General features: G+C 68.1%; 9 protein-coding genes. 4 read left to right on the top strand and 5 right to left on the bottom strand.

Annotation, left to right across the window (positions count from 1 at the left end; all coding sequences use genetic code 11):
- Positions 1–1,074: 1,074 nt before the first annotated feature.
- Positions 1,075–2,205, bottom strand: a complete 1,131-nt coding sequence (locus DID99_RS33310; protein WP_124522635.1) for an IS110 family transposase — start codon at positions 2,203–2,205, stop codon at positions 1,075–1,077.
- A gap of 346 nt (positions 2,206–2,551) precedes the next feature.
- On the opposite strand from DID99_RS33310, the gene msrB reads away from it, so the two are divergent.
- From msrB to DID99_RS33290, 4 genes are all read left to right on the top strand, one after another.
- Positions 2,552–3,082, top strand: coding sequence for a peptide-methionine (R)-S-oxide reductase MsrB (msrB, locus tag DID99_RS33305; protein WP_124523197.1), 531 nt, complete (start codon positions 2,552–2,554; stop codon positions 3,080–3,082).
- Between the two features lie 37 nt (positions 3,083–3,119).
- Complete coding sequence (locus DID99_RS33300; RefSeq protein ID WP_124488514.1) at positions 3,120–4,991, top strand: cytochrome c biogenesis protein DipZ; 1,872 nt, start codon at positions 3,120–3,122, stop codon at positions 4,989–4,991.
- A 92-nt stretch (positions 4,992–5,083) separates the two neighbouring features.
- A complete protein-coding gene (msrA, locus tag DID99_RS33295) occupies positions 5,084–5,827 on the top strand; it encodes a peptide-methionine (S)-S-oxide reductase MsrA (protein WP_124488513.1) in 744 nt (247 codons plus the stop codon).
- Between the two features lie 221 nt (positions 5,828–6,048).
- Positions 6,049–7,170, top strand: coding sequence for an aromatic ring-hydroxylating dioxygenase subunit alpha (locus tag DID99_RS33290; RefSeq protein WP_124488512.1), 1,122 nt, complete (start codon positions 6,049–6,051; stop codon positions 7,168–7,170).
- 98 nt (positions 7,171–7,268) lie between these two features.
- Here the strand turns inward: DID99_RS33290 and hydA are convergent, their stop codons facing one another.
- The 4 genes from hydA to DID99_RS33270 all read right to left on the bottom strand — a co-directional run bounded on the left by hydA (position 7,269) and on the right by DID99_RS33270 (position 13,108).
- Positions 7,269–8,726, bottom strand: coding sequence for a dihydropyrimidinase (gene hydA / locus DID99_RS33285; protein ID WP_124488511.1), 1,458 nt, complete (start codon positions 8,724–8,726; stop codon positions 7,269–7,271).
- 46 nt (positions 8,727–8,772) lie between these two features.
- Positions 8,773–10,281 carry an NCS1 family nucleobase:cation symporter-1 gene (locus DID99_RS33280; RefSeq protein WP_044847211.1) on the bottom strand — a complete coding sequence of 503 codons (1,509 nt, stop codon included), beginning with the start codon at positions 10,279–10,281 and terminating at the stop codon, positions 8,773–8,775.
- A gap of 99 nt (positions 10,282–10,380) precedes the next feature.
- On the bottom strand, positions 10,381–11,697 hold the full coding sequence (preA, locus tag DID99_RS33275) for an NAD-dependent dihydropyrimidine dehydrogenase subunit PreA (RefSeq protein WP_124488510.1): 1,317 nt from the start codon (positions 11,695–11,697) through the stop codon (positions 10,381–10,383).
- A gap of 73 nt (positions 11,698–11,770) precedes the next feature.
- Positions 11,771–13,108: an NAD(P)-dependent oxidoreductase gene (locus tag DID99_RS33270; protein ID WP_124668393.1), complete on the bottom strand. Its 1,338-nt coding sequence runs from the start codon at positions 13,106–13,108 to the stop codon at positions 11,771–11,773.
- Positions 13,109–13,215: the final 107 nt, after the last annotated feature.

Below are 13,215 nucleotides of genomic sequence, written 5' to 3'. Positions count from 1 at the left end.
AGGGCATTCAATCACGTGGGTCAAAATTCGATGAAAACTACAGCCTCAGGTGGGTCAGTTCTGCGTGGACATCAACACACACGCAAATCGCTGGCCTCCGCCCCACCAACGCCTGCGACGGGCAGCCCACCAATGAACTCCGGCTTACACCTGTCGCGGACACGCTCGCCAAGAGCAATCGCGAACGTCTTCCGCCCGGCCAGCGCTCACACAACCAGCGGGCCGGTGCGGGCGTCATCACTCGCGCTGACTACGTGGTCCGGCTTCCGGTGTCCCACAACCTGACTGTTTCTCCAGCCGAATCTGCCCGGCCGACCTGCGCGGACTACGGAATCGTCTCGTGCCGCGTCTCCTGCCGCCCCTCTACCCGCCACCGGCAGCCGGGCCTCGACTCAACTTTAGTCGTGTGAGCCACACGAGCCTGGGCCGTCCGCTCGATGTCCCGAAATGAAGGGTAACATAGCCCTTACTATGTTCCCCTTCATTCCGCCGGATCCTGCCTCGACATGGACCACTTCGGCGGAGCGCGCCGTGCCCCCTTTCACTGCACAACCGCGCACGTCCTAACTCGCCCCCTGAAGTTTCGACGTAAAAACTGTCAAACTTCCGCATCCACACGCGCCCCACACGCCGGTCGCGCCAGCTTGCAAACTCATCTGTCTATCAATGCGCATCAGACGCTCGGTGTGATTCGCGACCGCAGTCAAGCAACGCTCGTTTCCCAGTCCGATTTGATCGGCAAGCCAAAGTCCGGATTAGCCACGCAATTCGACGAACACTGATATGACTTCGCGTGTCAATGGGGATCGGTTTTCAGCTTCTCGAGTACATGTCACACGAATTTCCTGAGGGCGACGTAGCAGTAAAACTCGACGGTGGATCACACTGATATTCGCGGGTTGATTACCGCATTACAGAGGTCCGCCCAACGAGCCTGCCGCCATCTAAATTCGCAAGTCGGATGTTCTCCGTTGCGTAGTGTTCTCGCGGGTTACTCGCGTGCCGGGCTACGCCGCCTTCAGGAAACTCTTCATCCAATGGTTAAAGTGAGGTCAAGGGGACTCAGGCTCTGCATTACGCCACATGCACCTCGCGCGGTACGGCGAGCGACATCGCCAACCGGCTGATGTCCCAGATGAACCCACCGAGCTCGCGGGCGACCGCGACCACACCGATGTTCTTTTCCTTTCCGTGAGCGACGAGCTTGCGATAACGCCGGCACAGTCGTGTCTGCGCGTCCCAGGCGCGATCTATGATGGGCTTGGGAAGACCCTCATGTCGCCGCTGGATCTCGGGGCTCACACGTGCCGGGTGCCGGTAGCTCCAGGCGGCCTCGACTAACAACTTTCTTGCATAGCCGTTACCCGTTTTGGTGATGCTGCCCTGGCGACGTTTGTTGCCGGAGGAATGTTCTGACGGAGTAACGCCAAGCCAGGCCATCAACTGGCGCGGGTGCGCGAAGCGTGAAAGATCGCCCAATTCGGCGAGCATGCCCACTGCCGTAGTGAACTGCACACCGCGCATGGCCTGTAAGCCCAGTACAGCAGGATAAAAACGCCAGTTGGCCACCGCCTCGCGCAGCGCAACCTCGAGCCGATCACACTGCGCGAGCCGGTCCTCGATTGCGCGTCGAAGCTCGTCAAGCGCCAGTTGCTGCCAAAGGTTGTCGAACGAAAATGCGCTCAGCCAGCGCCGGTGCGCAGGCCCCCAGTCGGCCCGGCCCGTATAGCGCACGCCATGCGACAGCAGGAAGGCCTTTAGCCGTTGCCGCGCACGCTTCATATCGTCTTTGGCGCTCACCCACGCACGTGCCAGATCGCGAAACGCTTCATCGTCTATGGTAGGCACGTACACTGCTGACAGGTCGCCGGTACAAAGCAACCGCGCCAACTTGACTGCGTCGCGTCGGTCGGTCTTGACGCGCTCGCCAGGTTTTCTAGGAATCAGTGACGGTGCGCACACCATGCAGTCAAATCCCTTTTTCGCGAGCTGACGGTAGAGCCCATATCCGCACGGGCCCGCTTCATAGACGACGCGTATACAGTGTGCTTTGGATTGCAGACGTTTGCACAGCCGATCGATGTCCGTCTGCGTCGTCCCGATTCTGCCAAGCAGTTCCACCTCGTTCGAGCCGAGCGCGTACGCGACCGTGATCGAGTCCTTGTGAACATCCAGACCGACGTACAGCGTGCTATCGTGTCCCATGCTGGCCTCCGTGCGGGAAAGTGCCGGGTGTGGCACCGTCCACACCGTGCGGCTCTGGCAGCAATGCTAACCCGCGTTTGCTTCCCCACCGCAGGCCAGCCCTCTACCTCACGCGAAGTCATACTGCCTAAAAAAACACTAAAAATCGTGGCGTGAACCGGTGCTCGGTAAATATCGGCGGCTCACTCGTTCGAAGGCTTTTGCCAGTTGGAGCATCGACGGATTCCACCGCCCCCTATGGAACACCCCAGATATCACGATTCATTTAACTTTCCGTGAGGACTTCGACACCGCCCGCCACCTACTCTGTGCGCATGTTTTCAGGACCTGCTTCCAGGAGCCCATCATGCCCACCCGCAGACATCTGCTGTTCGCCGGCGCGACCGGCCTTGCGGCACTCGCGGCGCTGTCGTCGACGGGCCGCCGTGCGCTGGTCGGCCGCGCGTTCGCCGCGCCGCCCGCCGCCGGACCGACGGCCGCCCCGTTCGAGATCACCCGCAGCGACGCCGAATGGCACCGCCGCCTCACGCCCGCCCAATACACGGTGCTGCGCAACGCCGGCACCGAGCCGCCGTACAGCAGCCCGCTGAACGGCGAGCACCGCCACGGCACGTTCGCGTGCGCCGGCTGCGACCTCGCGCTGTTCTCGTCGGACACCAAGTTCGACAGCCACACCGGCTGGCCGAGCTTCTGGAAGCCGCTCGACCACGCGGTCGCGACCGCGCTCGATCCGTCGTACGGGATGTCGCGCACCGAAGTGCACTGCCGCCGCTGCGGCGGCCATCTCGGCCACGTGTTCGACGACGGCCCGCCGCCTACCGGCCTGCGCTACTGCATGAACGGGCTCGCGCTCGCCTTCCACCCGGCCGCCGCCTGACGGGCCGCCGCCTTCCTGAACGACCGGAGACCGCTCCATGCTGCTCATCGTCCTCGCCTATCTCGGCGGCGTGCTCACGATCCTGAGCCCGTGCATCCTGCCCGTGCTGCCGTTCGTGTTCGCGCGGGCCGACCAGCCGTTCGTGCGTACCGGCCTGCCGCTGCTGATCGGCATGGCGCTCACGTTCGCCGTCGTCGCGACGCTCGCCGCCGTCGGCGGCGGCTGGGTCGCGCAGGCCAACCAGGCCGGCCGCTGGCTCGCCATCGTGCTGCTCGCGGTGTTCGGCCTGACGCTGCTGCTGCCGCGCTTCGCCGAGCACCTGACGCGCCCGCTCGTCGCGGCCGGCAACCGCCTCACCGGGTTCGCGCAGCGCGACGGCCGCCCGGCCGGCCCCGCGTCTTCGCTGCTGCTCGGCGTCGCGACCGGCCTGCTGTGGGCCCCGTGCGCGGGTCCGATCCTCGGGCTCGTGCTGACCGGCGCCGCGCTGCGCGGCGCGAGCGTCGGCACGACGTTGCTGCTGGTTGCGTATGCGGCCGGCGCGGCGACGTCGCTCGGCGTCGCGCTCGTGATCGGCGGCAAGGTGTTCGCCGCGATGAAGCGCTCGCTCGGCGCCGGCGAATGGATCAAGCGCGGGATCGGCGCGGCGCTGCTGGCCGGCGTCGGCGCGATCGCGCTCGGCCTCGACACGGGGGCGCTCGCGCAGTTGTCGACCGTCACGACGGGCGGCCTCGAGACGAAGCTCGTCGACCGGCTCGGCGGCCGCTCGCATGGCGCGCCGGCGGCGACGTCCGCGACCAGCGATACCGCCGGCGGCAACGGTGCCGCGCCCGCCAGCGCCATGATGGCCGCGACGTCCGGTGATGCACCGGCGGCCGGCGCCGCGATGATGCGCACCGCCGGCACGACGCCGGCGCCGCAGGCACCGGCCGCGCTGCCCGTCGAAGGCACGCTGCCGTCGCTCGACGGCGCCGTGCAGTGGCTGAATTCGCCGCCGCTGAACGCGGCCGGCCTGCGCGGCAAGGTCGTGCTCGTCGATTTCTGGACGTATTCGTGCATCAACTGCCTGCGCACGCTGCCGTACACGGCCGCCTGGGCGCGCAAGTACGCGCCGTACGGCCTCGTCGTGATCGGCGTGCACGCGCCGGAGTTCGCGTTCGAGCGCGACATCGGCAACGTGAAGAAGGCCGTGCACGACCTGGGCATCGACTACCCGGTCGCGATCGACAACGGCTATGCGATCTGGCGCGCGTTCGGCAACGAATACTGGCCCGCGCACTACTTCGTCGACGCGCAAGGGCGGATCCGCCACCACCACTTCGGCGAAGGCGAATACGCGCAGTCGGAACGCGCGATCCAGTCGCTGCTCGCCGAAGCCGGCCACCCGGAAGCGCTGAACGTGCCGCTCGGGCTCGCCGGCGCCCCCGCGAAGGGCGCGCTCGCGGCGGCCGACAGCGCGGACGTCCGCTCGCCCGAAACCTACGTCGGCTATGCGCGCGCGGACGACTTCACGTCGCCCGGCGGCGTCGTGCGCGACGCGGCACACCGTTACGACGCGCCCGCGCACCCCGACCTGAACGACTGGGGCCTCGCCGGCACCTGGCAGGTCGGTGCGGAGCGCGCGACGCTCGCCGCGCCGGCCGGCCGGATCGTCTACCGCTTCCATGCGCGCGACCTGCACCTCGTGCTCGGCCCGGGCGCGAACGGCAGGCCGGTGCGCTTTCGCGTGACGCTCGACGGCGCGGCGCCCGGCGCGGCACACGGCACGGACGTCGATGCGCAGGGCTACGGCACCGTCACCGGCCAGCGCCTGTACCAGCTCGTCCGGCAGCCGGGCACGATCGCCGACCGCACGTTCTCGATCGAGTTTCTCGATCCCGGCGTCGATGCCTATGCGTTTACGTTCGGCTGAACGCGCACGCAGCGGCGGACGCCGTCACGCGCGCCGCCTCCCGTCCGCCTCGCGTCCACCTCATTCCGTCCCGCATTTCGAAGGAGCAACTCATGATTCCGACATCCACTCGCGATTCCACACCGCGGCGACGGGCGGCCATGCTGCGCCGCATCGGCGCGATCGCCCTCGCGGCCGCCGCCGTGTTCGGCTACCAGCGCGTCGTCAGTTCCGCGGAACCGATGCGCACCGTGCCCGCGCCGACGCTCGACGAAACCCCGGGCGCCTCCCATGAGGAAACGGCCGTGCTCGCCGGCGGCTGCTTCTGGGGCGTGCAGGGCGTGTTCGAGCACGTGAAGGGCGTGAAGCAGGTCACGGCCGGCTACGCGGGCGGCGCCTCCGAAACCGCGCACTACGCGCTGGTCGGCAGCGGGCTGACGGGCCATGCGGAATCGGTGCGCATCGTCTACGACCCGACGCAGGTCACCTACGGCCGGTTGCTGCAGGTGTTCTTCTCGGTCGCGCACGACCCGACCGAACTCAACCGTCAGGGGCCCGACGAAGGGCCGCAATACCGCTCCGCGATCTTCCCGACCACCGCGCAGCAGCGCGCGGTCGCGACCGCCTACATCGCGCAGCTGGGCACCGCGCACACGTTCCCGGCGCCCGTCGTCACGCGCGTCGAGCCGTACAAGGGCTTCTATCCGGCGGAGGCGTATCACCAGAACTACCTCGAGCTGCATCCCGACGCGCCGTACATCGCGTTCAACGACCTGCCGAAGGTCGCCGGGCTGAAGCAGCGCTTTCCGGCGCTGTACCGCGCCGACGCGGTGCTGTGGCGCGACGCGGGCCTGTGAGGGACCGCCGGCGCCGCGGCGGCCGGTGTGCGCGCTGACCCGGCCGGCCCGCGCCGCCGGCCGCGTTTGCGCTGCATCAACGAAACGCATGCTGTCCGGGCCGGGCAAACCCGCATCGGGTCAGCTTCGCGGGCAAACTTCGCGTAGACTTCTCCAGATCAGTCCCCCGCCGCGCACCGCGCGGCGCTCGGAACTCTCCAGCCAGCCAGGAGGCGTCACGCATGCGCGCAGTGCCTTTGTCTGACAGCAGTGCTCTCGAAGAACCGTCCGGCGGCTCGATCGTGCGCGACCTGCGCCGCGTGCCCATCCATCCCGATCACTGGTATCCGCTCGCGTGGTCGCGCGAACTCAAGCGCGGCAAGACGCTCGGCGTGCGCTTCGCCGGCGATCCGATCGTGCTCGTGCGCACCGAATCCGGCGCCGTCTACGCGCTCGAAGATCGTTGCGCGCACCGCCAGGTGCCGCTGCATGCGGGCGTCGTGAGCGGCGAAACGCTGCGCTGCTGCTACCACGGCTGGACCTACGCGTGTGACAGCGGCCGCTGTGTCGACGTGCCGTACCTCGGCCGCGAGCGCCTGCCCAACGGCGTGCGCGCGTATCCGTGCCGCGAGGCGCACGGGCTGATCTTCGTGTTCCCCGGCGACGCGACGCTCGCGGACGAACGCCCGTTCCCCGCGCTGGAATCGGCGGACGATCCCGCGTACAAGACGCGCCGCTTCGGTCGCGAGGTCAAGTGCCACTACTCGTTCATGCACGAGAACCTGATGGACATGAACCATCAGTTCCTGCATCGCAAGCAAATGGGGCAGATGCGGGCGCGGGCGCTCGGCCGCCGCCGCGGCGACGACTGGGTCGAGGTCGACTACACGTTCGCACGCATGGAAGGCAAGCAGCCGGTCGGCGAGGCGCTCGTGTTCGGCGCCAGCAAGAAACCGACCGACCAGGCCGACAAGAGCGTGATGACGGTGCGCACGGGCTACCCGTACCAGACGCTGCAGATCCGCTCGAGCGAAGGCACGCTCGTGATGGACCTGTGGATCGTCTACGTGCCGCTCGACGCGCAACAGCGCACCAACCGCACGTTCGGACTGCTGTCGATCCACAAGCCGGGCATCCCGTTCGCGCTCGATCTCGCGTGGCCGCTGCTGGTCTGGTTCACCGAGCGGATCTTCCGCGAGGATCGCTGGATCGTCGAGCGCGAGCAGGAAGCGCACGACCGGCAAGGCGCCGACTGGAACCACGAGGTGTTTCCGGTCATCAACGAGCTGCGCGACCTGCTGCGCCAGTGCGGCGCGCGCACCGTGATTCCGATCCGCGAGGCAAACACCGTCGACGCGCGCTGACTGCGCAGCGCGTGTGCCCGTTTCGAGCCCGTTTCGAGCCCGTTTCGAGCCCGTTGCGAACCCGTTGCGAACCGGCCTCGAGCCGGTTTCATGCGCGTTCAGCCGGCGCGCTCGACCGGATGCGGCTCGCGCAGCCGGTTCGCGATGCGCGCGGCCTCGTAGTAGCCGGCCGCGGGCGGCCGCTTCAGGTAACGCCCCGCACCGCGCACGGCACGCAGCTCGCCGTCGGCCCACGCGAGCGCCCCACGCGTGAGCGTGTGGGTCGCGACGCCCTGCACCGTCATCCCTTCGAACACGTTGAAGTCGACCTGCTGGTGATGGGTCTTCACCGAGATCGTCTTCGTCGCGGCCGGGTCCCATACGACCAGGTCGGCATCGGCGCCGACCTGCACCGCCCCCTTGCGCGGATACAGGTTGAAGATCTGCGCGGCGTTCGTCGACGTGATCCGCACGAACTCGTTCGGCGTGATGCGGCCTTGATTCACGCCGTGATGCCACAGCACCGACATGCGGTCCTCGACGCCGCCGCAGCCGTTCGGGATCTTCGTGAAGTCCTCGCGGCCCATCGCCTTCTGCGACGCGCAGAACACGCAGTGATCGGTCGCCGTCGTCTGCAGCTGCCCGGCCTGCAGCCCGCGCCACAGCGCTTCGCGATGCGCGGCCGAGCGGAACGGCGGGCTCATCACGTGCGCGGCCGCACGCGTCCAGTCCGGGTCGCGATACACGGCCTCGTCGATCACCAGATGGCCCGGCAGCACTTCGCCGAACACGCGCAGCCCCTCGCTGCGCGCGCGCGTGATCGCATCGACCGCGTCCTTCGACGACACGTGCACGATATACACCGGCACGCCGAGCACCTGCGCGATGCGGATCGCACGGTTCGCGGCCTCGCCTTCGACCTCCGGCGGGCGCGACAGCGGATGCGCCTCCGGCCCCGTCATCCCGCGCGCGAGCAGCGCCTTCTGCAACTGGAACACGAGCTCGCCGTTCTCCGCGTGCACGGTCGGCAGCGCGCCGAGCTCGAGCGAACGCGAGAAGCTGTTCACGAGCACCTCGTCGTCGGCCATGATCGCGTTCTTGTACGCCATGAAGTGCTTGAAGCTCGACACGCCGTGCTCGCGCACGAGCGTGCCCATGTCGCGGTGCACCGATTCGTCCCACCACGTGACGGCCACGTGGAAGCCGTAGTCGGCGGCCGCCTTCTCGGCCCAGCCGCGCCATTCGTGAAACGCGTCCATCAGCGGCTGCTTCGGGCTCGGGATCACGAAGTCGATGATGCTCGTCGTGCCGCCCGACAGCCCCGCGGCCGTACCCGAATAGAAATCGTCGCTCGCCGTCGTGCCCATGAACGGCAGTTCCATGTGCGTATGCGGATCGATGCCGCCCGGCATCACGTACTGGTCGTGCGCGTCGACCACCGTCGCGCCGGCCGGCGCGTCGATCGTCTCGGCGATCTGCAGGATCGTGCCGCCGTCCTGCGGGTCGGCACACAGTACGTCCGCGCGATAAGTGCGGTCCGCATCGACCACGGTGCCGCCGCGAATCAGGATTGCCATGTCGTTGCCTCCTCGTTGACTGTCGGGTGCCGCATGCGTTCGCGCATCACGCGTTCGCGATCTGCGCGCGCTGCGCCGCACGCCACTTCATCCAGGTGCCGTACACGCCGGACGCCAGCACGAGGCCGACGAACCACGCATACGTGTAAAGCGTGTTGAAGAACGCCGGCACGTTCGGAAACGACGCCGGGAACGCGGTGTGCAGGAAGCCGGGCAGGTTCGGCAGCACGCCGATGGCGAGCGCCGCCAGTGCGGCCGGGTTCCAGCCGCGCGCATAGCTGAAGTCGCCGCGCTCGTCGAACAGCGCGCGCGTATCGAGCCGCGTGCCGCGAATCAGGAAGTAGTCGACCATCAGGATGCCCGCGACCGGCCCGAGCAGCGCCGAATAGCCGACGAGCCAGGTGAAGATGTAGCCGTCCGTCGTCGCGAGGATCTTCCACGGCATCATCACGATCGCGATCGTCGCGGTGATCATCCCGCCGGCGCGATACGAGATCGCCTTCGGCCACAGGCTCGAGAAATCGTATGCGGGGCCGACGAGGTTCGCCGCGAGGTTGCAGCACATCGTGTCGAGCGTGAGGATCACGAGCGCGATGCCCACGCCGATGCCGGTCATCCGGCTCGTCAGGTCGATCGGATCCCAGATCGCGTTGCCGTAGATCACGACGGTGGCCGACGTCACGACGACCGACACCACCGACAGCAGCGCCATCGGCAGCGGCAGCCCGATCGACTGCCCGATCATCTGGTCGCGCTGCGAATGCGCGAAGCGCGTGAAGTCGGGAATGTTCAACGCGAGCGTCGCCCAGAAGCCGACCATCGCGGTCAGGCCCGGCCAGAACGTCGCCCAGAACAGCCCGGCCTTCTTGCCGCCCGCGACGAACTGCGACGGCGCCGACAGCATCGAGCCGACGCCGCCCGCCTGCGACGTCGCCCACCACACGAGCGCGACGCACATCACGACCTTGATCGGCGCGGACCAGCTTTCGAGCCAGCGGATCGAATCGGTGCCGTGCAGGATGAAGTACAGCTGCAGCGCCCAGAACACGAGGAAGCACGCGAGCTGCCCGAGCGAGATGCCGACGAGCGGCAGCGCGGCGCCGTGCAGCGCGTTGCCGGTCAGGATGTTGAGCAGCGTGTAGATCGCGCTGCCGCCGAGCCAGGTCTGGATGCCGTACCAGCCGCACGCGACGATCGCGCGCAACAGCGCGGGCAGCTTCGCGCCCTGCGTGCCGAACGACGCCCGCACGAGCACCGCGTACGGAATCCCGTGCTTCGCACCCGCATGACCGATCAACAGCATCGGCACGAGCACGATCAGGTTGCCGAGCAACACCGTCAGCACCGCCTGCCACGGCGACATGCCTTCCTGGATCAGCCCGGCCGCGAGCATATACGACGCGATGTTCATCACCATCCCGACCCACAGCGCGGCGAAGTGATACCAGCGCCACGTGCGCTGCGCCGCCGTCGTCGGCGCGAGGTCGTCGTTGTACAGGCTGCCGGCCGGCGCCGCGGCGCTGTCGGGTTCGGCGGGAATCGCTGCTGGTTTCATCGAATGCGCTCCACGTAAACGTCGACGCCGGCATCGTGCGATGCCGGCAGAACAGGACACAAGCGGCAGCGCGGGCGATACCGCGCCGCCGGACGTCGGTCAGGCCGCCTTCGCGTGCTTCTCGTGTTTCGCGGGTTCCGCCGGGCTCGCACCCGCATCAGCCCGCGCCGGGTTGTTCGGATGCGTGGTCCAGTTCGCGTAGTCGCCCGCATCGACCCGCTCCATCGTGATGCATTGCTCGACCGGACACACATGCATGCAAAGATTGCACCCGACGCACGCCGCGTCCACCACTTCGAAATGCCGCACGCCGTCCTTCAATGCGGTGATTGCCTGGTGCGACGTGTCCTCGCATGCGATATGGCACAGCCCGCACTGGATGCAGCGGTCCTGGTCGATGCGCGCCTTGATGTCGTACTTCAGGTTCAGGTATTTCCAGTCGGTGACGTTCGGCACCGCGCGGCCGCGTATGTCGTCGAGCGTCGCGTAGCCCTTCTCGTCCATCCAGTTCGACAGCCCGTCGACGAGATCCGACACGATCCGGAATCCGTAATGCATCGCGGCGGTGCACACCTGCACGCTGCCGGCGCCGAGCACCATGAACTCGGCCGCGTCGCGCCACGACGAAATCCCGCCGATGCCGGAGATCGGCAGGTTCGGCGTCTCCGGGTCGCGCGCGATCTCGGCGACCATGTTCAGCGCGATCGGCTTGACCGCCGGGCCGCAATAGCCGCCGTGCGTGCCCTTGCCGTCGACGGTCGGCATCGGCGCCATCTGGTCGAGATCCACCGCGACGATCGAGTTGATCGTGTTGATCAGCGACACGCCGTCCGCGCCGCCCTTGTACGCGGCGCGCGAGCCCATCCGGATGTCGCTGATGTTCGGCGTGAGTTTCACGAGACACGGCAGCTTCGTGCCTTCCTTGACCCAGCGCGTGACCATCTCGACGTATTCCGGCACCTGGCCGACCGCCGCGCCCATCCCGCGCTCGCTCATCCCGTGCGGGCAGCCGAAGTTCAGCTCGACCGCATCGGCGCCCGTATCCTCGACGAGCGGCAGGATCCATTTCCAGTCGCGCTCGTTGCACGGCACCATCAGCGACACGATCAGCGCGCGGTCGGGCCAGTCGCGCTTCACCTGCGCGATCTCCTTCAGGTTCACGTCGAGCGGCCGGTCGGTGATCAGCTCGATGTTGTTCAGCCCCGCGATCCGCTGGCCGTTCCACTGCACCGCGCCGTAGCGCGAGCTGACGTTGACGACGTGCGGATCGAGCCCGAGCGTCTTCCACACGACGCCGCCCCAGCCCGCCTCGAATGCGCGGTTGACGTTGTATGCCTTGTCGGTCGGCGGCGCGGAGGCCAGCCAGAACGGATTCGGCGAAGTGATGCCTGCGATGGTGCAGCGAAGGTCGGCCATGTTCGGCTCCGTGTCGGTGAGAGCGTTTATCGTGGTGCGCACGAGGTCCGCGGTGCAGGTGCGTATCGCGCGCTCACGCGGCCCGGGCGTCGCGCTGCGCGAGCGCCGCGTCGATCGCGGCCGCCGCGCGCTTGCCGTCCTGCACGGCCTGCACCGTCAGGTCGATGCCGCCCGTCGCCGCGCAATCGCCGCCGGCCCACACGTCGGGCAAGGCCGTGCGCCCGTCCGCGTCGACCGCGATGCGCGACCCGTCCTCGGTCAGCAGCGTGGCCGCGACACCGTCCGGCACCAGCGTCTGGCCGATCGCCTTCAGCACCATGTCCGCATCGACGGTGAAGCGCTCACCCGACGCGGCCTCGAATTCGACGCCCGTCACGTGCCCGTTCGCGCCCGCGATGCGCACCGGTTTTGCGTGCGTGACGAGCGTGACGCCGCACTTCTGCGCGAATTCGCGTTCGGCCCAGGTCGTGCTCATCGCGTCCGCGCCGCGCCGGTACACCATCGTCACGCGCTGCGCGCCGAGCTTGCGGCTCTGCACGGACGCGTCGATCGCCGTATTGCCGCCGCCGATCACGACCACGCGCCGCCCGACCGGCACGTTCTCCAGCGCGTCGGCCTGGCGCACCTGCTCGATGAAGTCGACCGCGTTCATCACGCCGGTCAATTGCTCGCCGTCGATCGCGAGCGTGCGCACGCCGCCGAGGCCCATCGCGAGAAACACCGCGTCGTGCCGCTCGCGCAGCGCGTCGAGCGTCACGTCGCGGCCGAGCGCGACGCCCGTCTCCAGCGCGATGCCGCCGACCGACAGCAACCACTCGACTTCGCGCTGCGCGAAATCGTCGACGGTCTTGTACGCGGCGATCCCGTATTCGTTCAGGCCGCCCGCCTTCGGTCGCGCATCGAACAGCGTGACGCGATGCCCGGCGAGCGCGAGCCGGTGCGCGCACGCGAGCCCGGCCGGCCCCGCGCCGACCACCGCGACGTGCCGCCCCGTATCGGGCGCACGCGTGAAGCGCACCGCGCCGCTCGCCGTCGCCCAGTCGGTCGCGTGGCGCTGCAGCGCGCCGATCGCGACCGGCTGCGCATCCTGGTGATTGCGCACGCACGCGCCTTCGCACAGGATCTCGGTCGGGCACACGCGTGCGCACATCCCGCCGAGCGGATTCGCGGACAGGATGTCGGTCGCGGCGCCCTTCAGGTTGCCGTTGCCGATCTTGCGGATGAAGCCCGGGATGTCGATCTGCGTCGGGCAGGCCTGCACGCACGGCGCGTCGTAGCAGTAGTGGCAGCGGCTGGCGGCGGCCGCGGCGGCAGTCGGATCGAGCAGCGGCGCGATATCGGCGAATTCGCACGAGAGTTGCGTGGACGACAGGCGATGCGCGGCGATATCGCCGGTTGGCTGGGTGGTCATACGCGTTCCTTCGACTGGGTGGAGACAAAGCCGTCCCCGCCGGCTGCGAATGCACAGTCGGGGCGGTCATGCTTTGGAATGCCAATGTCACGCAGTGCGCAGCCTGC

The sequence above is a fragment of the Burkholderia sp. Bp8986 genome (assembly GCF_003854225.1).
Lineage (GTDB): Bacteria > Pseudomonadota > Gammaproteobacteria > Burkholderiales > Burkholderiaceae > Burkholderia.
Note: the sequence above shows the minus strand (reverse complement) of the source record. Positions and strands in the feature narration are given on the sequence as shown.

Excerpts from the sequence above, each read along its gene's own strand:
- DID99_RS33310 (WP_124522635.1), bottom strand. The coding sequence starts at position 2,205 with ATGGGACACGATAGCACGCTGTACGTCGGTCTGGATGTTCACAAGGAC.
- msrB (WP_124523197.1), top strand. The coding sequence starts at position 2,552 with ATGCCCACCCGCAGACATCTGCTGTTCGCCGGCGCGACCGGCCTTGCG.
- DID99_RS33300 (WP_124488514.1), top strand. The coding sequence starts at position 3,120 with ATGCTGCTCATCGTCCTCGCCTATCTCGGCGGCGTGCTCACGATCCTG.
- msrA (WP_124488513.1), top strand. The coding sequence starts at position 5,084 with ATGATTCCGACATCCACTCGCGATTCCACACCGCGGCGACGGGCGGCC.
- DID99_RS33290 (WP_124488512.1), top strand. The coding sequence starts at position 6,049 with ATGCGCGCAGTGCCTTTGTCTGACAGCAGTGCTCTCGAAGAACCGTCC.
- hydA (WP_124488511.1), bottom strand. The coding sequence starts at position 8,726 with ATGGCAATCCTGATTCGCGGCGGCACCGTGGTCGATGCGGACCGCACT.
- DID99_RS33280 (WP_044847211.1), bottom strand. The coding sequence starts at position 10,281 with ATGAAACCAGCAGCGATTCCCGCCGAACCCGACAGCGCCGCGGCGCCG.
- preA (WP_124488510.1), bottom strand. The coding sequence starts at position 11,697 with ATGGCCGACCTTCGCTGCACCATCGCAGGCATCACTTCGCCGAATCCG.
- DID99_RS33270 (WP_124668393.1), bottom strand. The coding sequence starts at position 13,108 with ATGACCACCCAGCCAACCGGCGATATCGCCGCGCATCGCCTGTCGTCC.